This is a genomic window from Sulfuricurvum sp. (genome assembly GCF_028681615.1).
Lineage (GTDB): Bacteria > Campylobacterota > Campylobacteria > Campylobacterales > Sulfurimonadaceae > Sulfuricurvum.
Genome location: NZ_JAQUHV010000002.1, coordinates 87,123 through 109,387, shown reverse-complemented (window position 1 = coordinate 109,387; position 22,265 = coordinate 87,123). Strand labels below are relative to the sequence as shown.

The following is a 22,265-nucleotide window of genomic DNA, read 5'->3' as shown; positions in this document are numbered from 1 at the left end:
GGGAATGACTGAATAGTTACGAAAATGCCCGATTGAGAGCGCTGAACATCGCTTTGATCGAAGCAACGGTGATATCGTTATCGCATCCGACTCCGAAAAATTTCTCCAGACTTTCCGTTTGGATCTCGATATAAGCGACCGCTTCGGCGCTGGAAAGCTCCCCTCGCGAATGCTCGCTGTAGGAGAGGACTTTAAAATTGTGCGAATACTCCTGCATCAGGGCATTTTTACACGCATCGATCGGACCGTTCCCCTGTCCTTCGCTTCGGATCGTCTTACCGTTATGGGTATATTCGAGGACACATTTGACCAATTTGTCTTTCGCACTCTCCGAAATGACCGAATAATCAACAAACTCGATGTCGTGCGGTTCGCCGAAATAGGTCTTCTCGAAAATTTCTAAAATTTCATCTGCGGTAAGCTCGCGCCCAGCTTCATCGGTCACCTGCTGAACGATACGTCCGATTTCCGGATGCATTTTTTTCGGAAGCGAGTACTCGAATTTGTCTTCGAGGACATAGGCTACGCCCCCTTTGCCCGATTGGGAATTGATACGGATAATCCCCTCGTAATTGCGGCCGACATCCTGAGGGTCGATCGGCAAGTACGGCACTTCCCAGAACGCATCCTCTTTGGCACGCTGATACGCCAACCCTTTGTTAATCGCATCTTGGTGCGATCCTGAAAACGCCGTATAGACCAACTCTCCGACATACGGATGACGCTCATGGGTCTTCATATCGGTGCACTCTTCGACGATGCGAACGACGGTTTCCAAATCGCTGAAATCCAACTCCGGATCAACCCCTTGGGTGTACATGTTCAATGCCAAGGTGATGATATCGACGTTTCCGGTACGCTCGCCGTTGCTGAGCAATGTCCCCTCGACACGGTCTGCCCCTGCTAACAATGCAAGTTCCGTCGCCGCAACCGAGGTTCCGCGGTCATTGTGGGTGTGCGTCGAGATCAATACGTGCTCACGATTCGTCAAATGACGGCTCATCCACTCGATTTGATCGGCATACACGTTCGGTGTCGCCATCTCGACTGTCGCAGGCAAGTTGATCACCACTTTTCGGCTTGCACTGATTTCCCAACGATCCGTCACGGCATTACAAATACGGGCAGCAAATTCCAACTCCGTCCCCGTAAAACTCTCCGGAGAGTATTCAAGCATGATCTCGCCGTCGTGTTTTTCCGCACGGGCTTTGACCATATCGACACCTTCGAGTGCCAATGCGACAATCTCGTCCTGTTCTTTTCCGAACACGATCTTGCGCTGGGCGACCGACGTCGAATTATACAAATGGACGATCGCTTTTTTGACTCCCGCCAATGCTTCGAACGTCTTGTCGATCAAGTGTTCCCGAGCCTGAACGAGAACCTGAACCGTCACGTCATCGGGAATCAATTTTTGCTCTACCAAGGTACGCAAAAAGTCAAATTCGACCTTCGATGCGGACGGGAATCCCACTTCAATATTTTTAAATCCGAGTTTCAGCAAGAGTTTGAAAAGAGAAAGTTTTTGATCCAAATTCATCGGTGTGATCAACGCCTGGTTTCCGTCGCGAAGATCGACACTGCACCAGATTGGGGCGTGCGTGATGGTACGAGATGGCCAAACTCGGTTTGGCAAATCAACTTGTGGATAAGGGCGGTATTTGCCCGCGGATGCGTGTTTCATACGAAACTCCTATAGTAATCTCTTCTCATTGCCCTTGCTGAATGCAAATGAGTGGCGTGATTATAGCGAAAAGGGCTTTTACCGATATTAGGGACGAAATGTATTATAATAAGAACACCAATCGTCCAAATAAGGAAAGAGAACAATGAGTATATTTCGGCTGCTGTTGCTCATCGCTATCGCCTATTCAACCGGAGTTGGAGATGATGTTTGTTCTCCTAACTTTAGGTATACGTTTTCAGCTACTTCCACAACTTACAATTATTCGCAGTCGGATAGTATTTCAGGGAACGGAAACACAGACAAATTCTATTTTAATACCACAACAGCGGGACGCTTGGATATAAGCATTACCGGTAATGTAGCCTTTAGCGGATCTCAAAACTCCGCTACCTGTCCAACCAGCAGCGGAGGGGTCACAAATGCAACGTACTCTTTCATGTTTCCAGGAGATGTGAATCTCATGGTGTATAACACGAGAAACGGTAAACAGACATATACCATTTCAGCCACATTTACACCAATCATTCCAAGAGCCGAATACCGGATGGACCGATGCCATTGGAACAGTACCGATACATTCACCGATCAGGGAGGAACGTATACCGGAACCGCCAATTCTCTCCTCGTCAACAGCGGAAAAGTCTGCCAGGGAGGCGATTTCTCAACTGATGGAAACACTGATTACGTCAATCTTCCGTCCAGTCTTCTATCCGGTGTCAGCGATCTGACACTCAGCTTTTGGATAAAAGCTTCCAGCACAGGAGGACGACAGCAAATCATCGATGGTGTCCGGGCAACACCTCTGAATCTATTAAACCCTTTTGTAGACGAATTTGGAGTGTATTTGAACAGCAACAATCAGCTCGGAGTTTCTGTCAAAGACACATCCCAAACATTTTCTCTGAACACGAATGAGCTCACCAATAGCACCTGGGATCATATTGCATTAACACGTAGCGGAAGCAATGTATGTCTTTACATCAACGGTTCACAAAAAAGTTGTAAAACTTATCCGACAGGGTCATTAAACATCGACTCAAATCAATTAGTTCTGGGACAAAGATATTCCTATTCTTCTTTGTTAATTCTATTTTCACATTTATATTTTGATAAAACTTACGATTATCAGGGTATCATGGATGAGATGACCGTCTTTAACAGTGCATTCACAGCATCCCAAATACAATCACTCTATACCAATCAGGCCAACAGATACAATTGGGATGGATCGCCCAGAAGCTGTTCTGTATGTTCTCCGATTTCAGACTACCGTTTCGATGAATGCTCGTGGAGCGGTACGTCTGCTGATGTGCTGGACTCGAGTGGAAACGGATACAACGGCACCGCATTCAACAATCTTACCACCGTATCGGGGGGAAAAATTTGCCGGGGAACGACACTCAACGGGACCAGCCAATATGTCACAATCCCAGCTGCCGCAGCAAACATCCTCAGAGATACCTCATCACTGAGTTTCTGGCTTAATACGACTCAAGTCGGAAACAATACCAACTGGCTTGCTCCTGGCATCATCGGTATTGAACAATCGGGAGGTCAAAACGACATTTTTTGGGGTTGGATTGACAACAGTGGAAAAATCGGGTTCAATGCAAAAGGTGACGGAACTCAAGCTAAATCAACGATTGCCATTAATGACGGGACATGGCGACATTTTGTCCTGACACGGGATGCTTCCAGCGGTGAACTGCAAATCTACATCAATGGCAATCTGAACGCGACAGGAACCGGAGGAACCGGAACGATAGGAAATGCTTTTAGCACTCTCGGCCGAATCGAAGACACCGGCGGTTCACCCAAATATTTAATGGGCAGCCTTGACGAAGTCAAAATCTTCAATTACATCCTATCTCCTTCGGACATCAGCACCATTTACACGAATGAAGCATCAGGATATAACTACAATAGTTCCACTCTTCGTACGTGTACCTTTTGTGGAACATCCGAATGCACCACGTTCCAATACGACCTCTATCATCGCATCGATCCGGCAATGTCCCCAAGTAATCGCCTCCATACCCGTATTGCCAACATCGCATTCGACGTCAATGCTACCGTCGCATGTACCAATGCCGGAGACATTCCCTCTCGTAAGATCACCAAGATCTATGCAGTTAACGGGGCAACATGTCCAGCTACATCAACAGGACTTCCGATTTTATGGAGCGGTTCTATTGATATCAACCAAACAAATCCGATGATTACAATCCCTTCCCTCAATTCAACAAAAGCCTATTCCAATATCAAACTTATGGTTGAAACCAATGCCAGTGAACTCAACTGTTCCAGCGATACAATGTCTATCCGCCCTTCAGGCTATTCGTTCTCTGCTTCGACCATCAAAGCCGGTGAAAGCGTCACCATGTCAGCTCAAAACGGAGGCGGAAACTATAACGGCATAACCAGTATTACAACGGCACTCCAAAGTCCCAATTCCAACTGTACAACCCAAAATACATTTTTATCCGCGATCGAGCCATACAGTCTTGTGTTTGCCACTGACGTAAACAGCTCTACCCTCACGGCCCGTGACATTGGATCTATCAATGTGTTTGCCAAGGACAACACATGGACACAGACGGATCAAACCGGTACAACATGGGACTGTATCGCCAACAGCAATACAACGGCACTCGATAGTTACGGTCTTGGACGGTTGGGGTGTGACGTCAACGCAACTCTTTCCCTCACAATCAACCCTTATGAACTCAAAACAACCCTGAACAGTTTCAAAACGCCTCTTTCTACTCCCTTCAACTGGCTCTATCTCGACTCTAGCCGTACCCAGAACATCGAAATAAATACCACAATCGAAGCACTAAGCAAAGACAGTGTCACGGTGACTAAAAACTTCAGTGACAATTGTGCAGGTGGAACGGTGCCGCAGGGGTACTATTTCACTGCTGCCGGGACCTATCCATCAGATGTAAACGTTTCACTCCGCGCCTCGACCGGATCTACCTCTGCGATTGCCGATACAAACAGAAGCTACGTAACGCTGTTCAATACTCAGTATTTTTCGATCACAAACAGTTCGTTTAAAAATGGAGATGCCAACCTTTCCCTCAAATTTAATTTTCTTCGCTCACCAAGCCTCCCGTATAACCCTTTTATCTTGACGCTGAAGGATATCAAGACAAGTTACAATGGTGGAGTAATCGATCTTAACGCTTCGGGACTGGATAAAAATGCCACTTTCATTTACGGCCGAGTACGTGCCTATGATATTACGACCAATGAAGCTTCCGCACCGAATCCTATCGAGTTTGAAGTCTATAGCACTGTCACAACTGGATATGTGAGCGGAATGCCCCAAAATATCCTCCACTGGTACCGAAACCTCAATCACGACTCCGCTGAAGTGGGGAATATCATACAAGGAGGATTCATCGCCGGAGGAAATGATATCGATGTCTCTTCATTGCCTATCGACGGGCTGCAAAAAGTCACCGTGACTTCAGCTCATGATCAGACCGTCCATTTGGATATCCCTCAATGGCTGTGGTACTCTTCCAAATACAATTACAGTTATGCCCTCGGTAGTGAATGCAGCCAACACCCGTGTTTCAATTATGACTATACCGATATAAGCGGTGGACTCAAAGGTGTCAATAGCGGTACATTTGAAGGAAGTGATTTTAATATGACCCCTGCCAAAAACATCACCAACAAAGGGGTAAAACTCTTTCGATGAGAAAAGGTCTCACATTAATTGAACTGATATTGTCGATGGTGATCATCGGGATCGTCTTTACCGTCATCCCTCGACTGGTAATGTCGATGAACCAAAGCACCCAAACGACGATCAAAGAAGAGGCGATGTACGATGCTATGGCTCAGATTGGGATGATTATCAATCTGCCGTGGGATAACAACAACACCCAAAATTCCCAAATCCTAAACGTTACTGCAGGAAATCCGGCTTACGACTGCAATCTCACGTCCGGTTATCGTATCGGCGGATTCATAGGGGGGCGCAACTGCATCGAAACCACTGCCTACAATGCCGGACCTATAGGAAAAGAAGATGCAGAAAGCAACGATATCGACGACTATCACGACACCAATCTCACGGCTGACAAAAATTGCTCCGCAACACTCAAAAAAGGGCTCTTTGCAATCGGGACAACCGTACTCTATGTTGATGATCCCGCCACAATCGGAACTGCTGTTCTAAGCACCAACCCCAAAGCAGCAAACCAAACCTCCAATACCAAATACGTTCTCGTTCGGGTCGGGTATGGAAGCGACAGCCAGCACAAAGGGTGTATCACCGCACTGCAATACCACTCATTTAATATCGGGAATATCCAAATCAACTCACGGAATTGGAACTGATGATACGTCGCGCTTTTACCCTTATCGAGATCATCATCACGATTGCCATTACGGGGATCCTCTCCGTTGGTATGTTCAAAGCGTTCGAAGCAATTACATTACGAAGCGAAAAAGCGAAAATACTCACGACTCTCTCCATCGATTCGCAAACGGCGCTTGATCAGATCAGTATCCTCTTATACGATCGGGCTCCGATGTCAGTACAAGGGTGTGATACAAACGGACATTGCGAACCTCTTGATGGGACACTCTACACCAAAACTTTACTCAAGTGGAACGGTCTCGCAAGTGAGAGCTACCTTGCGGGGGATTACAGCAGTTTTGTCGATATGAACCGCTCCAATTATGCAACTGCCACCCTCTATACTCCCGACACCTCCAAAACCGCTATCGAGAATACCCAAACCGCTAAATGGGGAAGTTTTAACTGGGCTAATAATGATATTGCTCTTGTCTTTTCAGGAAGTTTTGACGAGGGTAACGCAAACGTTTATCCGATTTCGATGACGTCCGATAATACGATTGTATTTAATGTGACTCCTCCAACGACCATTTATGAAAAATACAACCTAGTCGATACAGGATATGCCGTTGTACGCGGAGAACATCTCCCTGTAAAAAACGCTACATGCATCACGGCTCTGGGAATCAGCAACGCCGCATTGGATAATACGTTATTCCTCTTTGACGATTACCGTCCATGGAAGGGGGAAAGCTTTTGTGCCGATACTGCCAACCAAGCCGGTAAAGTGAGTATACTCTCCACCAACGTCAATGCCTTCCGCGCCCAAATGATCAACGGTACGATCCGCCTCGCCATCGATACAAACCGCAGTGTTCGCGGAGGCAATCTGGTACGATTATCCAAACAAAAGGTGGTCTTCTAATGCGCCGCGCATTCGGTCTGCCTCAGGTACTTCTCATCATCCTCTTTATCGGTGGAATCGTTACAATCACAATGCGCTACGCTTCACTGGGAGCCAAACACTACGCCGACAGCTACACGCGCGAACAGGCCGAGCTGTTTCTACAAAGTGCAACCGAAGCGGCATTACTGCGGATCAGTGCTTATGACCGCAGCGGCGGAAGCTGTCTCGGCAGCCTTACCGTCCGCTCATCGGATGGGAAATTTGATGCCAACGTAACGATAGAACGCTACTATTTAGCCGATGGCAGCACCTGTTCGAATGTTGCATACACCCCGATCCAATCCGAAGAATCCAACGGAATGATCAGCATGCGTGTCATTGTGACGTCCGATAGCACCAACACCAAGATTCTCCATCCGATCCGACTCGAACGAAGGAGCCTGCAACGACCATGAGAAGTGCTTTTACCCTTATTGAACTGATCTTTGTCATTGTCCTCATCGGAGTCCTCACCGGTATCGGATTTTACATGAGCCGCCCCGATTACACCCGTCAGGATGCTCAGTATACGCTTCTCAAACTCAAAGAGGCTCGCTACCGCGCGATGGGGAATGACACACTCGATCCATCAGGGTGTGTCACCCTCACCCCATCAGCCCTCTCCAGCGACGATGCACCGAAACATGAGATCAAATCCGCCATAACCATGACACCCAATGTAACAACCGTTTGTTTTGACGCTAAAGGCCGTCCACATGATGGCAATTCGGTAACATTGGATACATTAATACACTCCCCATTAAATATTTTTTTTAACAATGGTGATAAAAACAGCACTATTCGCCTCTTTAGTGGAACGGGTTATGCTATAATCCCCTGCAATAACTAAAATTTAATTATTAATTTTATCGTTTTAACGTACCAACAAAAACGCGGCAAGCAGGGCAATGGAAAACCAAAAAATTCTTTTCATAGAACACGACCGGATCCGTACCTACCAGAATGGTGTACTGAGTGAAGGGACTTCCCGCGAGCTCAAAGAACTGCGTTCCGGTGCTATCATTCCTCTCGCGCTTCTTAGTACCCATACCCTTAAACTCTCTGATCGTCTCAGTGAGAATGAACTGCGGATTCAAGTTGAAATTCGGATGTTCGAAGAGGGAAATTTAAACAGCGACGAAGAGTACACGATCGATTTTATCCGTCATACGATTACAACCGATGAAAGTATCTTAGTCGAAGTTTTTGCCCTTTCCCACACCAAAGCACATGAGTATTTCTCAGATTCCCTCTCCAAATGCGGAGCAATCGATCAGGTTACTCCTGGATTTATGGTCTATCACTCGCTCTACCCTCATCTAAGTGCCAAAAATGATCTGTTTATCTATTGGGGAGACGAAGAGGCCTATGCCGCAATCTACCAAGAGGGGCATTACATCGCCCACCGCAGTATTGAAACGCTCGCTTCCATTGCGGTTGAGACAGGGCTCGATTTACCGAAGCTCAAAAGCTTCCTCCACACAAAAGGGCTTATCGAAGAAAATTATGCCCCTGATGAACTGAACAAATATATCCTTCTCCAAGATCGAATCGCCAAAAATATTGAACGGATCGTCCATACCATCAATCACAAACGGGGTCTTTTCGGCCTTAGCGGAATCGACAATTGTTATCTCGATTTTGAAGGTGCGGGTATCCCGGGGTTGGAGAGCATTTTTAACGCTTACGGTGTCAACGATATCCGTATTAGCGCACTTACACGCGAGGGGAGTGCTCCGACAGATATTCATGATGCTCTGTGCAGCGATTATTTTCTCTCCTCAAAAGAAAATACGTTCAATCTCTCCCCTTACCCACGCAAAGCCCCGTGGTATTACCGAGAAAGCGGCAAGTTTTTAGGACTTGTCGGCGGAGCATTACTTGTTGTACTTATCTCATCACTCTGTGTCGGATGGATGAGCGGTAATGAAGAAGATCGGCAAACCGAGCTTACTGCTCAGTTGGAAACGCTCAAACATCAGACAAAAGAGCTCTCATCAACCCTCAAACAAAACAATGCACGCCTCCAAGAACAACAAAATAAAAGTAAAACACTTCAAGAAGAGATTGCACTCTACCACGGAGCCGAAGAGACGGCCGCTTTGATCCACGACATGCATGCCGCCCGTCAGCAGTTTCTTCTCGATACGACTGCCGAACTTGGACGTTACCGCCTCGGTACACTGCTGATGGAACAAAACGGTTCCAAAGAGATGAGTCTCCTCGTCGTTTCCGACTACCGCAAACGTGACGACATTGCCAAGCTCATGAGCGGACTCTACGCGAGAGGGTACCAAAACGTCGAAACCCATGAGATCAAGCTGGACAATAACACAACCACGTACAATAGCCTTGTAAAGGTAACGCGATGAACGATTTAGACGTACAGCTCGATAATCTGGACGAGCAGCTCCTATGGTATAACGCTCAACAAAGATGGCTCATCTATATCGGCAGTGCCATAGGTATTTTAGTGATGGGATGGATGTTTTACCTCTCGGACGCACTGGATGAATTAACCTCTTTGCAAGAGCAAAATACCCTTCTGGTAAAACAGATTAGCGAAAACTCTCCGGATGCCTATCGGGCAAAGATCACCCAAAGCACCAACGCACTGATCAAAGAAGAAGCACATACCGCATCGCTCGAAGATGAAAAACAAGCTCTGTTAGTCCAAATGGCTGCATCTCAAGGCCTTGTTTTCGATAATCGACGTTACGCCGCAATGCTTGACCAGCTATTGGAGCGTTCCGTCAGACTTGGCCTTAAAGTTGAGCTCATGGAGTCGGTTGATACCGATAAAGTGTTCTTCGGAAAAGTAAAACAGTACAAAAAACTCACAATCACCGGAACAGGAAGTTTCCCGGCCATTGCCGACTTTTTAACCTTTATTGAAGGGCAAAACACCCTTGTGGAAGTTCAAAGCGTGCAAATCCGTTCCGATGAAGAAAAGCCCCGTTTTGAAGCGGTCATCCTCTATATGGGAGTCGGTTTATGAGACGAATTCCGATCTGGCTCTTGTTATGCCTAAGCGGGCTGCATCTGCTGCATGCACAAATGTATGATCCGTTTATTAAAACCGCAAAACCGAAATCCGCATCCGTAAACGGTCTGCTGCCGCCTCCTCCGATGATGACAGCCGTACCGGCGGTCCCCCCTACCGTTGTCACAGCCATAATGAATAATAAAGCCTTTATCAACGGCGCATGGTATCGTGTCGGAGATCGTGTCAACAATCAAGAAGTCGCATATATTCAAAATAATTTCGTCGGTCTGAAAGAGGGCAACCGCCTGAGTATGATCAGCGTCAGTTCTACCCGTCATGTACTCGGTATAAAGGATACTCCATGAAAAAAATAGTGTTACTGCTTTTACTGCTTTTATCTCTGCTCCAAGCCAAAGAGTGCGAAGACAAACGCTTCAGCCTCAGTGCTTATCAAAATCGCGGATCGGCACTTACTCTCATGGACCTTATCCGTGATGTTGCACAGACATGCCATATCAGCGTTGTGTTTGAAGATCAAAAAGCAAAAGAGCGTCTTTCTCAGCCTCTGGATATGGTAAATATCCAAGACTATACCGTTGCAGAACTTTTTAGTTTTATTTTTGATGATCATAACCTTTTTTATACGTATGATGCAGACAAAGGGGTGCTTCGTGTCTCTTATACCAAAACCGTAAATCTCAATATCGATTACATCAATATGTCTCAACTTACTACCGAATCGACTAAATCGATCACCGTCGGCCCAGGCGCGAACACAGGCGTTTCCTCCAATAGCGGTTCAAGTAGTTCAAACAGTAGTTCGTCTTCTTATGGCGGTTCCTCTGGCTCAACCAACTCCGGCAGCGGTTCTAATACCGATTACACCAATGTCCATGCCCTCTCAAAATTTACCTTATGGGATCAGATGCGTGAACATATCCAACAAATTCTGCAAGTCGACGAAGAGTACAACGAAGCAATCAACAAAGCTCTCGTAAACCGCGATGCCGCCGTCGTCACCATCACCGGAAACAAACGTCAAATAGAAGCCGTCCAACAATATTTGACGAAACTTGAATCACGCATGCATGCGGAGGTGATGATCGAAGCGCATCTGATCGAACTCACCTACAATGACTACAACACGACCGGAGTCAACTGGAGTGATTTTAGTCTGTCGCTCAAAGGCAATTATGCCAACAGTTATAACAACATGGGTGTTGCCCATCCGGTTTACTCTTTCGGGGTAAATTTTGATCCGTTAGGGCTTATCGATTTCCTTAGCCGATACGGAGATGTTGAAGTTCTTTCCAACCCCAAAATCCTGACACTGAGTAACCAGCCTGCCGTTATCAACGTCGGAAAACAGCTCAGCTATCTCTATCAAAACGGTTCAATCTCTGCGGCAAATACTCAAACCCTCGCCACAACTACGAATACTCTCGGATCCGTCTTCGTCGGCCTTACCCTCAATATTATTCCGGAAGTGACGGAAGACGGGTACATCGTTATGCGAATCAATCCAGTTACCAGCGAATTGCTCGGTGAAGATCTGAATGCCTCAACCGCTATGGGATCAAGCGATATAGGCAGCAGCAATCGTACAATGCCGCCGGATACACGCGTCAAACAAATGACCTCCATCGTTAAAGTCAAAGATGCCCAAAAAGTTCTTATCGGCGGCCTGATCGAGAAAAAAACCTATCATTATGACAATAAAGTCCCTGTACTGGGAGATATTCCGTTACTCGGCCGACTCTTCCACGGCTCGACTGCTTCGACACGTAAAAGTGAACTCTTTATTCTGATCACTCCGACACTGGTGAAACCGGATGCTTTCCCTTCCATCGACGACGCGATTTTAAAACGGTTTAACTGATTATGTCCAAATGGCTTGAAGCGGCAAACCGATTCGAAGAACGGCGAAACAGTGAAGAATATTTCGAGGTACAAAGTGCCCTCGGAGCGATTGAGAAAATCCAAAATCTTCTCAATAGTTCATTTCGGCAACTCATTTTTCTCATAGGCGAGCCGGGGAGCGGAAAAAGCTTTTTACTCAACCATCTTCATACAATATGGGCGGATAAACGGGATATCATTTTCATTGAAACTCCCTTTCTCACTCCGATCGACCTACTCAAAAAACTCTTAAACCACAAAGGGGTTACGGTTGAGGGGAGCGATATAGAGCAACTTCGAACGGAAGCCACACAACTCTATGAAAATTCTGATCATCTCATTATGATTGACGAAGCGCAATTGCTCAGTACCGAAATGCGCGAATTTATCCGTATTTTGAGCGATTCAAAAGCATTTTGGTTTATCATCGCCATGCACAGAAGCGAAGGTGAGGCCATATTACGTGCACCTCATTTCAAAAGCCGTCCGCATCGGGTGATCGAACTTTTTCCTCTCACCACAATCGAGGGAAAAAACTATATCCATTCTGAACTCATTAAAATGGGATTTTCGGAAATTATCGATGAAATCAATCCGAAACTTATAGCTAAAGCACACCGACTGAGTGCAGGAAATTTTCGTAATTTCAAAAAGATTTTTTACCATCTTTTCCACCTGCTTCACTACACCAATACCCATAATAAATCCAAATATCTGCGTCCTTCAATGTGTACCATCACGATGGCGGCAATGAATGCGGAGCTTATCCATGATTGATAATTTTGATCAACTTGTAGCCCGTTGTGAGAGAGCGCGGCAGCGCCGAATCATTCGACTCTCCTTTATGATCGTAGGAACGATACTGTTTGTGATTGCCGGAGTTTCCGGATATCAAATGTGGTTTACATCTCAAACCTCATCCACACCCGCTAAAATGGCATCTATTATTCCGGAAACAACGATTCCTCCGCCGTCCGTTCCGGCTGCTGATCAGCAACTCAAGCAAACGTCCGCTTCCGGTACTCTCCAGAAAGCAGTGGTAACCACTCCTCCGACTCAAACCAAAAAAGAGCAGACCGTTACACCCGCTCCTTCAGTACCGGTGGCAGCCGTTAAGCCAGAATCTATAGTACCGACCGCTCCGGCTGTTGTTCAGTCGGTTCCTACATCAGTGCCGACAGCCAAAAACGACCGTTTATTTGAAGTCAATACCCAAAAAGCAGACACTCCACTTGAAGCCTATCAAAATAGTCCAAAATACGAAACGGCTCTCGAAGTAGCCCGCGATTATTATGCAAAAAAAGACTATGCGAATGCCGCTACATGGGCGAAAAAAGCCAATCAGCTAAACCGTGAAGCAGAAGATGCATGGCTCTTGTATGCCAAATCGTATTACGCACAAGGGAAAAAAACAGAAGCAATAGGGGTTTTAGAGCTCTATCTCAACTATAAAGATTCCAAAGCCGCTTCCGAATTGCTGCGGACATGGAAATTAAACAACCCAAACTAAGGAGAAGAGGATGATCCGTCAACAAGTACGATTAGGGGATTTGCTCATTTCCGAATCCCTGATCACCCAAGAGCAGCTTGAATATGCCCTGGCCCAACAAAAAAATTCCGGATTTACCAAAAAACTGGGGGAAGTACTTGTCGAAGAGGGGATGATATCGCATAAAGAGATGGCACTGCTCCTCTCTAAACAGCTCAAAATCGATTTTGTCGACCTCTTCGGAGAAAAAATCGATTTCCTCTCCCTTGCCAAATTTTCGATTTCATTACTCACTGCGGCAAAAGCGATCCCTTTCAAAGAGGATGAAGACTACGTCTATATCGCCACATCGGACCCCCTCAACTTTGATGCACTCGAAGCATTAGAGCGCAATATCGCGACTAAACCGATCAAAGTCTATCTCTCGCTCAGTGAAGATATCGCCCATATCTTTCAGCGTCTTGAAATCATCAAAAAAACCCAAAGTATCGCTGCCGAAGTCAAAAAAGAGATCAATAACGAGGGGTCCAAAGGGGCAGAAGGAGATGCCAGTTCCGTTATGCAGCTCATTAGCCTGATGATCAAAGATGCCATTTTGCGACGTGCCAGTGACCTCCATATCGAGCCTGAACTTCGTTCAATGTCCGTTCGGGCACGTGTCGACGGGATTTTGCAAGAGACTTTCGTATTTGATCTGGATATTTATACGGCCCTCTCTTCACGGATCAAGCTCTTAGGCAACCTTGACATCTCCGAACGCCGTAAAGCCCAAGACGGCAGGTTCAGCCTGGACGTGGCAGGGGGAAAATACGATTTCCGTCTCTCTACGACTCCGACACTGTTCGGCGAATCCATCGTTATGCGTATCCTCGACCAGCAAAAAATTCTTCTCAAACTTCATGAGCTCGGGTTTGATGGGAAAAATCTGGACAAGTTCAATGAAATTATCCATGCGCCCTTTGGAATCGTCCTCATTACCGGTCCAACCGGAAGCGGTAAAACGACTACTCTATACGCTGCATTGAACGAAGTCAAAAGCATCGAAAACAAAGTCCTTACGATTGAAGATCCGATCGAATATCAGCTCCCTCTGGTACAACAGGTACAGGTCAACGAGCGGGTAGGATTTAGTTTTCTCGAAGCTCTGAAATCGTTTTTGCGTCAAGACCCGGATATCATCCTCGTAGGGGAGATCCGTGATTTTGAAACACTCAATTCTGCCGCACAGGCATCGCTTACCGGGCATCTGGTTTTCTCGACGCTTCATACCAACGATGCCCCAAGTGCCATCGGACGGATGGTTCAAATGGGGCTGCAATCTTATCTCATAGCCGATTCATTGGTCGGGATCGTAGCACAGCGGTTGGTGCGAAAAATCTGTACCGAATGCAAACATGAAGTCCGACCGCACAAAAACCTTCTTCGCCGCATCGAACGATGGCTTCCTGAAGATGCCAAATTTTATGCCGGTCAAGGGTGTTCAAAGTGCAATAATACCGGCTATTCCGGACGGATTTTGATATCAGAAATCCTCATGGTCAACGAGACCATTGCTAAAATGATTTCAGATGAATCTTCCAAATACGAAATTGCACGATACGCACAGGAAAAAGAGGGATTTGAACCGATGATCGTCGACGGTCTCAGCAAAGTATTGGGGGGAATTACGACCCTTGATGAAGTTCTCCGCGTTACCAAGGAGATGTAAGTGAAATTTTATCGGGTACGCTACAAACAAGGAAAGCACAAACGTTCCACTGTTTTTGAAGCTGCCCACAAAGCCGAAGCACTCAAAAAATTTCGGGATAAATCCCTCGGCGTGCCCGTAGAAGTCAAAGAGGTCTCAGAACCTTTTTCGATGAAGTTTGAGCGTTTCAAAAGTCGTTTTACCAACCCGATCCAAAACAGACGGGTAAAAGACGAACCCTACATCGCATTTTTGGATCAGCTTTCCACGATGCTCGATGCGGGAATGCCGATCAACACCTGTCTTGCCGAAAGTATTACCGATACCCATGATCCGATGATACGTTCCATCTTTACCGAAGTACTCCGCGATATCGAAAGCGGTCTCAGTCTCAGCCGTGCCGTCGTCAATTATCAACGTCAGCTCGGGACACTCTCTCTATCGATGTTTGAACTCGGTGAGCAAACAGGAACCCTGAGCACGGCAATCGCCAAACTCTCATCCATCATGCAGCAGATTTTTGACAACCGCCAAAAACTCAAAAAAGCGACCCGTTATCCCCTCTTTATCCTCATTGCGATGAGTATCGCTTTTACGGTTGTTATTACATTCGTCGTACCGCAATTTCAATCTTTTTTTGAACAATCGGGGATGGAGCTCCCTTTTCCGACGAAATTGCTTTTATGGACCGAACATGCCATCCGTATTTATGGCCCCTATATCATCGGAGGTGCGATTGTCCTCTCCGTCTCTTTTAGTTTTGCATACCGTCGAAACCCTATGCTCAGACTCAAAACCGACCAATATTTTCTGAAAATATTCATTGTCGGCAAAGTGACCTATTATGCGATGATCGGCCGCTTTATCTATCTGTTTAATGTCCTCACCGAAGCGGGGATTCCGATGATCGACGCACTCGAAATTGCTATGGGAGTCGTTGAGAATAATTACATCAAACAAGAGCTCCAAAAAATCCCTACGGCCATTGAAGACGGACGTTCATTGGCGCAGGGGTTTGCTGAGAGCGGCCAATTCGAAGGGATGGTAATGCAGATGATCAAAGCCGGTGAGAGCAGCGGATCTCTTGGAACAATGCTGGGTAAAGTGAATCGCGTGTATAATACCCGATATGATTATATTGTCGATAACGTCGCTACCATGATCGAGCCGATCCTGATCGCCGCCATTGCCGGATTTGTTCTGGTACTGGCTTTGGGGATCTTTTTGCCGATGTGGTCGATGGTCGACCTTGCAGGATAAAGCATGGAACTCGAAACAGGAACCATTACTGTTGCTATTGTGAGTACCCTGATCCTCGCATTCGGGTTATGGGTTATCCATAAAATCACGAATATTTAAACGCTTTTTTCAATCTTTTGGATAATGTGTTCCGCTCCATTCGGAGCGATAAGATCTGCAAGTGCTTCGCTCTTCGGGGCGATATCGCTCATAATCGCTTCTTTGAGTTTATAAGCTATCCCATCACTTTGGCGTTCGCACCATCCGCAATTATGTTGAAGAATATACTGGGCATTATGGAACTGATGATCGGCTGCCGCATGGGGAAACGGAATGTAAAATGCCGGAACACCTGCCGCACACAGTTCCCATAAAGTACTCGCGCCCGAACGGCTCACCGCAAAATCGCTTCGTTCGATCAGTTCCGTTATTTGGGTGGTGAATCCGTAGACTTCGGCATCGATACCCAGTTCATGGTACGCAGTCTTTACTCTCTCTTCTTCTTTAACCCCACATTGATGGATAATGTGTATCCCTCGCTCTTTCAGCCATGGTGCGACCTCAAGTGCCAAATCGTTAATAAATTTTGCCCCCTGCGATCCGCCCAAAAATATGACGTTTTTTATCTCTTGTCGTATCCGGGCATTTTGGAAATAGCGTTCATTGACCGGATAATCGCAATGAAATTCCCCCTCTTCATAGGAGCTGAAAAACCCTTTTGCATAGGAGCGAAGCAGACGATTGAGCTTGCCTGTAATCGCATTTTGTTCATGAATATACAAAGGGATACCGGATACGACTGCGGCCAGCGCTGCCGGTGCCGCCGAAAACCCTCCGACGCTCACTACCGCATCGGCACCAAACTCTCGAATGAGAGCACGTGAACGAATCAACGCTTTAAATACTTTCCACAACGCCCCGATTTTACCCAGCCCTTTTTTATTAACAACACCGGTCGTATCTAAAAAATAAGCCTTTTCAAAAAGGGGACTGTTACCGAACCATTGATGATCCTGCCCTGATTGAGAGCCAATAAAGATAACCCGATGTCCTCGTGCACGTGCAGTCTCTGCTAATGATAAGGCGATAACAAGATGCCCCCCTGTTCCGCCCCCCGTAAAGATGATATTCATTTTTTGTCACCCGATTTGTACGTAATTTTTTTAGACAGCATCAATACCATCCCGATACCGATCGCCGAAGCCATCATCGTCGATCCTCCGTAACTCAAAAACGGTACCGAGATCCCTTTAATCGGTGTTAATCCGCTGATACCGTAGGCGTTGACCATGAAAGCGAATGTGATAAGCAATCCGACCCCGAGACTGAACAAATACGCGGTGTCATTATAGGAACGATTGGCGATTTTAAAAAGACGATGAAGTAACATAATAAAGAGGAGTACTACACCAAAAACACCTATAAATCCAAACTCCTCTGCAATCCCGGCCAAAACAAAGTCAGTGTGTACCTCACTTAAAAACCCGAGCTTAAACGTTCCGCCGCCCAAACCGGTTCCGAAGATTCCTCCGTTGTGAATCGCATTGAGCGAATGCCCGATCTGATAAGCTTCTTCACCGTTTTCAATCCTCAAATGTTTGGCAATCGATTCAGGGAAAAACGCCAGAACCGTACTTTGAGCTGTTGCCCACCACGATAAAATACGATTGATCCGATGTTCGGAGGTAAGAATAAAAAAGAGGAAGAACGAAACCGATCCTCCGATCAGGGTCATGAAAAAACGAAAACTGCTCCCTGCAAAAAAAAGCATAAAGGCTAACGTCAGAGCCAAAACAATAACCTGTCCCAAGTCATTTTGTAAAAAAGCGATCAAAAACATCACCAAAATAAAAATCGCCGCATACGGAAAAAAGCGTTTAAACTCTTCAACCACTCCCATATTCCCGTGGTGCCCAAGCTTACGCGAAAAACTCCATGCTAAAAAATAGACAAACCCGATTTTAAAATACTCAACCGGAGCCAGTGAAAAACCGAATAATTTGATCCAACGTTTTGCTCCGCCTACTTCACTCACCAGCGATGCCGGGAGGAAAGGCATAATCAACATTAATACGATTCCCCCAAAGAACAGCCCAAGACCCAGACGGTGTAGCCAAACATCAGGGTCCAACTGTGCAAGAGACCACATCAATAAAATTGAAATAATTCCGACAATCAATTCGCGTATGACAAAGTGAAAATCATCGTACTCAAATAAAATAACCGTATACGCCGAAAGGGTATAGGAACAGATTATTCCTATCGTAATAAGAGCCGTTGTTAAGAGAAATAATTTTTTATCAGGCATTTTTAGGCTTATAATGTATAATTTGACAATAGTATATCGTTCTTTGGAATAGAGTTCGATAAAAAATGTTTGGAATGTTTTTTGCTTTAATGACATAAACATCTACAGATAAAGGGGAAAAGGTGGGAATCAATATTTCACGGGCACACGATTTGATGCAAAGTGCGATGGATTACCGTGCGGCGCGTCAAGATATGATCGCCGGAAATATTGCCAACGCAGACACCCCTTATTATCGCCCTAGAGATCTCCGTTTCGAAGAGGTACTGGCGCAAAAAAGTGCTACGATCTTTGCGGATAAATCTCAGACTCTGACCATGACGCGAACGAATGGTGCACATTTGGATGGAACTGAGAATGCAAGCGATAGCAAACCGACTACCTTTTTCCGTGACGGCCATATGGCCCGTAATGACGGAAACAGCGTTGATTTGGATGTAGAAACGACAGAAATGGCAAAGAACTCGACTATGTTTAATGCCCTGTCTGCCGCACTTAAAAAAGATTCCGCTATTTTCAAAAGTGTCATCGACGCTTCTGGAAAAACATCGTAAGGATTAAACTATGGCATTTTTAGACAGTTTTGATATCAGCGGGTACGGGCTTTCAGCTCAACGTGTTCGCGTCAATACCATCAGTTCCAACATTGCCAATGCCCAAACAACGCGAACCGATGAGGGTGGTCCTTATCGCCGTCAAGAGGTAGTCTTTAAATCGGTGGATTTCAACAGCGTTTACAATAAAGCATTGGAAGAGCAAACTTCTGCGCTCAGCTATAGTGATCCTCTGAAAGAAGGGTTGTCCGGCCTTAAAGCCAACCCAGCTATCATGAGTGTCGTTGTGGACAAAATTACACGTGATGATTCGGCACCCAAAATGAAATACGATCCGTCTCACCCGGATGCGGATGCCAAAGGGTATGTTGCATACCCAAATATTAATCCTGTTATCGAAATGGCCGATTTAGTCGAAGCAACACGTTCGTATCAAGCGAACGTAGCCGCATTTGAAAGTGCAAAAAATATGGCGGGAAGCGCCATCAGTATATTACAATCCTAACGAAGGATAGACCATTATGGCCAATATTCAATCGATCAAATCTCTCTCTACCGCCGATCTACTGGCTAATAAAAGCGGTAATGCCGTCGAAGCCGGAGGAACTGATTTTGCCCAAGAACTTAAAAATGCTCTTGGCAACGTCAACCAAATGCAAGTTGACAGCGAAAAAGCGATGAGCGACATCGCGACAGGCTCGGTCAAAGACCTCCATCAAGCCGCAATCGCCATTGACAAAGCCGAAATCAGTATGAAACTGATGCTTGAAGTACGGAATAAGGCGCTCAATGCTTACAAAGAAATCACACGAACGCAAATGTGATTTAGCCTTACTATATGCGCCATTCCAATAAATCAAAAAAAATATTAGCACTTTTTCTCGTATTAATGTTCGGCTTCGTCATTTTTTTGGCGGTTATGCTCTACACTGCCGTACATACCCGTGCCATCCCTTCTATTTACTCTGAAGAATCGGGTAAAGCACAGCGCGGTTCTATAATCAGCGCGGACGGATTTCACATCGCGACAACCCAAAAACTCTATAAAGCCGTTGTGAATACCCGTAACATCGATCCGGATAAAGAAGAACTTTTCATACAGCTGTTCAGTATCTACAGCGGTATTTCTGCCGAAGAGATCCGACAACGCCTCCATACCCGAAAAGGTTCGGTAACACTGAGCTATCATATCAGTCCGAAAGAGGCAATGTACCTTAAAACGCTCGCATTTGAATTGCGCCGCCTCCACGTATTTATCGAATACGAAACACCGGATGGAGATCGTGTTCTTCAGGGACTCAGTGTCATCGAGAGCGGCGAAGCACGCGAATATCCGTACGGCAAACTTCTCACTCCCCTTTTAGGATATCCGCGCAAAATTGAAGAAGACGGTTACACTCGCGTTTACGGAATCAAAGGATTGGAGAAATTTTTTGATGAAGAACTCAATCCGCAGCAAAACCGAACCCAAAAAGCCCTGCGCGATGTCAACGGTTATTTGATTTTAAATAAAAAAAGCGATTTCAAACGCCAAATCAACGGACTTAACGTAAAACTCAACATACCGATAGCCATGCAGGCACGTGTCGAAGCAATCACCGATCGGATTAAAGAAAAGCTCCAAGCCGATGAAATCATCGCCACTGTTATGGATTCCAAGAGCGGCAAAATCCTGGCATTGGCCAGCTCAAACCGGTTTGATCCCAGCCATATTACTAAAGATGATTATCCTTCCCTCAATACCAATGCAATCGAATACAGCTATGAACCGGGATCCGTTATCAAACCGGTCATCTTTTCACTGCTTCTTGACCAGCATCTCATCAACCCGTATGACATGGTCAACGGTCATGGCGGACGCTACACGATGGGGAGAAAAACCATTACGGATGAGCATAAATTCAACATGCTCAGCGCCGAAGACGTTATCGTCTATTCATCCAACATCGGAATAGCTCAACTGGCTCAAAAATTAAACGGCGTCGAATTTACCGAAGGACTTAAACGGTTCGGATTTACCCACTTCAGCGGGATCGATCTCCCTTATGAAAAACGGGGGTCTGTCCCCAGTTCGGCCCAGTTAAACAATTACCTCTACAAAGCGATTACAGCGTACGGATACGGTATGCGCGCCAATGCGATGCAGCTGGTCAAAGCCTTTAATGTCTTCAATAACGGAGGAAAATTGATTAATCCGATGGTTGTAGATTCTTTGGTCGATGACAACGGACGCGTCATCCCGATGCAGGTTCAAGCCCCTGTTCAGGTCATTACACCCGCAACTGCCGAACAAATGAAGCGCATTCTAATTAAAACCGTCAATGAGGGGACAGGAACGGTCGCAAAAACACCGGGATTGGAAATCGGAGGAAAAACAGGGACGGCGCATATCGCCAAAAACGGAGGATACAGTAACAACTATCATACCTCGTTTATCGGATTCGCCAATGACGCCAAACACCATTATACGATAGGTATCATGGTCAACAACCCTCGTACCGTCTACTTTGCTTCTATCACTTCCGTACCTGTATTCAAAGCGATTGTAGACATGATGATCGAAGAAAAATATCTGACGGTCGATCCAGTCGCTGCAGCAGCCGCAGCGGCAGAGCCTACCCCTTCACACCCGCTTTAAGCGCTTTTACGATCAGTTTCGTTACCTCTTTTTCGAAAGGGTAATGGTGCTGAATTCCCCACACTTCAATAACGGCATCGCCTCGAAGAATCAGCTTACGCTTGGATTGAAATATTCCGATCATCCGATTGGAATTTAACGTCTTAGGATCGATTGCAAATACCAGCGGGATGATCTTCTCTTTGCCGGATTCGACTATGATAGATTTATTTTTATCGATGATCGCTTCCCCACTTACAATTCCCTCATTCTCATCATCAAGAGTATAGTTGAGGGAAATAAGTTTCAGGTCGCTGTGCCACTTATTGATCACTTTCAGATCGCTTCCCAGTCGAAGCGGTTCCTTTTCATTTCCAACCCCCAAGAGGGTTAAGATTCCCATCATCATTTGGGAACCCGCATTCTCAAACCGTATATTTCCCTGAGGCTCGATGAGAATATCCTGCCCGATTTTAGGAGCGGCACATCCTCCGATCAACAGCCCTACAAAGAGGATAATCCACTGCTTTTTCAT

General features: G+C 46.0%; 21 protein-coding genes. 17 read left to right on the top strand and 4 right to left on the bottom strand.

Annotated elements, in window-relative coordinates:
- Nucleotides 1-16: 16 nt before the first annotated feature.
- On the bottom strand, nucleotides 17-1,684 hold the full coding sequence (gene leuA, locus PHE37_RS03740) for a 2-isopropylmalate synthase (RefSeq protein ID WP_299993613.1): 1,668 nt from the start codon (nucleotides 1,682-1,684) through the stop codon (nucleotides 17-19).
- A gap of 145 nt (nucleotides 1,685-1,829) precedes the next feature.
- On the opposite strand from leuA, the gene PHE37_RS03735 reads away from it, so the two are divergent.
- The 13 genes from PHE37_RS03735 to PHE37_RS03675 are packed head-to-tail and all read left to right on the top strand — an operon-like array spanning nucleotide 1,830 to nucleotide 16,272.
- On the top strand, nucleotides 1,830-5,399 hold the full coding sequence (locus tag PHE37_RS03735) for a LamG domain-containing protein (protein ID WP_299993614.1): 3,570 nt from the start codon (nucleotides 1,830-1,832) through the stop codon (nucleotides 5,397-5,399).
- Nucleotides 5,396-6,043, top strand: coding sequence for a type II secretion system protein (locus PHE37_RS03730; protein WP_299993615.1), 648 nt, complete (start codon nucleotides 5,396-5,398; stop codon nucleotides 6,041-6,043). The genes PHE37_RS03735 and PHE37_RS03730 overlap by 4 nt, the downstream gene beginning before the upstream one ends.
- Nucleotides 6,043-6,930, top strand: coding sequence for a prepilin-type N-terminal cleavage/methylation domain-containing protein (locus PHE37_RS03725; RefSeq protein ID WP_299993616.1), 888 nt, complete (start codon nucleotides 6,043-6,045; stop codon nucleotides 6,928-6,930). The genes PHE37_RS03730 and PHE37_RS03725 overlap by 1 nt, the downstream gene beginning before the upstream one ends.
- Entirely contained in the window at nucleotides 6,930-7,367 is a 438-nt protein-coding gene (locus PHE37_RS03720) for a hypothetical protein (protein ID WP_299993617.1), read from the top strand. The genes PHE37_RS03725 and PHE37_RS03720 overlap by 1 nt, the downstream gene beginning before the upstream one ends.
- Nucleotides 7,364-7,801, top strand: coding sequence for a prepilin-type N-terminal cleavage/methylation domain-containing protein (locus tag PHE37_RS03715; protein ID WP_299993618.1), 438 nt, complete (start codon nucleotides 7,364-7,366; stop codon nucleotides 7,799-7,801). Before PHE37_RS03720 ends, PHE37_RS03715 begins: the two co-directional genes overlap by 4 nt.
- Before the next feature lie 58 nt (nucleotides 7,802-7,859).
- Nucleotides 7,860-9,323, top strand: a complete 1,464-nt coding sequence (locus tag PHE37_RS03710; protein ID WP_299993619.1) for a hypothetical protein — start codon at nucleotides 7,860-7,862, stop codon at nucleotides 9,321-9,323.
- Complete coding sequence (locus PHE37_RS03705; protein ID WP_299993620.1) at nucleotides 9,320-9,949, top strand: hypothetical protein; 630 nt, start codon at nucleotides 9,320-9,322, stop codon at nucleotides 9,947-9,949. Before PHE37_RS03710 ends, PHE37_RS03705 begins: the two co-directional genes overlap by 4 nt.
- On the top strand, nucleotides 9,946-10,302 hold the full coding sequence (locus tag PHE37_RS03700; protein ID WP_299993621.1) for a hypothetical protein: 357 nt from the start codon (nucleotides 9,946-9,948) through the stop codon (nucleotides 10,300-10,302). The genes PHE37_RS03705 and PHE37_RS03700 overlap by 4 nt, the downstream gene beginning before the upstream one ends.
- Nucleotides 10,299-11,816: a secretin N-terminal domain-containing protein gene (locus PHE37_RS03695; protein WP_299993622.1), complete on the top strand. Its 1,518-nt coding sequence runs from the start codon at nucleotides 10,299-10,301 to the stop codon at nucleotides 11,814-11,816. Before PHE37_RS03700 ends, PHE37_RS03695 begins: the two co-directional genes overlap by 4 nt.
- 2 nt (nucleotides 11,817-11,818) lie before the next feature.
- Nucleotides 11,819-12,613, top strand: a complete 795-nt coding sequence (locus PHE37_RS03690; RefSeq protein WP_299993623.1) for an ATP-binding protein — start codon at nucleotides 11,819-11,821, stop codon at nucleotides 12,611-12,613.
- Nucleotides 12,606-13,346, top strand: a complete 741-nt coding sequence (locus tag PHE37_RS03685) for a CDC27 family protein (RefSeq protein WP_299993624.1) — start codon at nucleotides 12,606-12,608, stop codon at nucleotides 13,344-13,346. Before PHE37_RS03690 ends, PHE37_RS03685 begins: the two co-directional genes overlap by 8 nt.
- 10 nt (nucleotides 13,347-13,356) lie before the next feature.
- Nucleotides 13,357-15,033: a GspE/PulE family protein gene (locus tag PHE37_RS03680; protein WP_299993625.1), complete on the top strand. Its 1,677-nt coding sequence runs from the start codon at nucleotides 13,357-13,359 to the stop codon at nucleotides 15,031-15,033.
- Nucleotides 15,034-16,272 carry a type II secretion system F family protein gene (locus PHE37_RS03675; RefSeq protein WP_299993626.1) on the top strand — a complete coding sequence of 413 codons (1,239 nt, stop codon included), beginning with the start codon at nucleotides 15,034-15,036 and terminating at the stop codon, nucleotides 16,270-16,272.
- A gap of 95 nt (nucleotides 16,273-16,367) precedes the next feature.
- On the opposite strand, the gene murG is transcribed toward PHE37_RS03675, so the two are convergent.
- Both murG and PHE37_RS03665 read right to left on the bottom strand, forming a co-directional pair.
- The gene (gene murG / locus PHE37_RS03670; RefSeq protein WP_299993627.1) at nucleotides 16,368-17,384 is read right to left on the bottom strand and encodes an undecaprenyldiphospho-muramoylpentapeptide beta-N-acetylglucosaminyltransferase; all 1,017 of its coding nucleotides are present in this window, start codon (nucleotides 17,382-17,384) and stop codon (nucleotides 16,368-16,370) included.
- A complete protein-coding gene (locus tag PHE37_RS03665) occupies nucleotides 17,381-18,559 on the bottom strand; it encodes an FtsW/RodA/SpoVE family cell cycle protein (protein WP_299993628.1) in 1,179 nt (392 codons plus the stop codon). Before PHE37_RS03665 ends, murG begins: the two co-directional genes overlap by 4 nt.
- A gap of 122 nt (nucleotides 18,560-18,681) precedes the next feature.
- Here PHE37_RS03665 and flgB point away from each other — a divergent pair, with 122 nt between their 5' ends.
- Genes flgB through PHE37_RS03645 form a run of 4 tightly spaced genes read left to right on the top strand, consistent with a single transcriptional unit; the run spans nucleotide 18,682 to nucleotide 21,751 of the window.
- Nucleotides 18,682-19,113, top strand: a complete 432-nt coding sequence (gene flgB / locus PHE37_RS03660) for a flagellar basal body rod protein FlgB (RefSeq protein WP_299993629.1) — start codon at nucleotides 18,682-18,684, stop codon at nucleotides 19,111-19,113.
- A gap of 10 nt (nucleotides 19,114-19,123) precedes the next feature.
- Nucleotides 19,124-19,618 carry a flagellar basal body rod protein FlgC gene (gene flgC, locus PHE37_RS03655; RefSeq protein WP_299993630.1) on the top strand — a complete coding sequence of 165 codons (495 nt, stop codon included), beginning with the start codon at nucleotides 19,124-19,126 and terminating at the stop codon, nucleotides 19,616-19,618.
- 16 nt (nucleotides 19,619-19,634) lie between these two features.
- On the top strand, nucleotides 19,635-19,937 hold the full coding sequence (gene fliE, locus PHE37_RS03650; protein WP_299993632.1) for a flagellar hook-basal body complex protein FliE: 303 nt from the start codon (nucleotides 19,635-19,637) through the stop codon (nucleotides 19,935-19,937).
- A 14-nt stretch (nucleotides 19,938-19,951) separates the two neighbouring features.
- A complete protein-coding gene (locus PHE37_RS03645; RefSeq protein ID WP_299993633.1) occupies nucleotides 19,952-21,751 on the top strand; it encodes a penicillin-binding protein 2 in 1,800 nt (599 codons plus the stop codon).
- Here PHE37_RS03645 and PHE37_RS03640 read toward each other — a convergent pair.
- A complete protein-coding gene (locus PHE37_RS03640) occupies nucleotides 21,729-22,265 on the bottom strand; it encodes a hypothetical protein (protein WP_299993634.1) in 537 nt (178 codons plus the stop codon). The two genes, PHE37_RS03645 and PHE37_RS03640, sit on opposite strands and share 23 nt — an antisense overlap.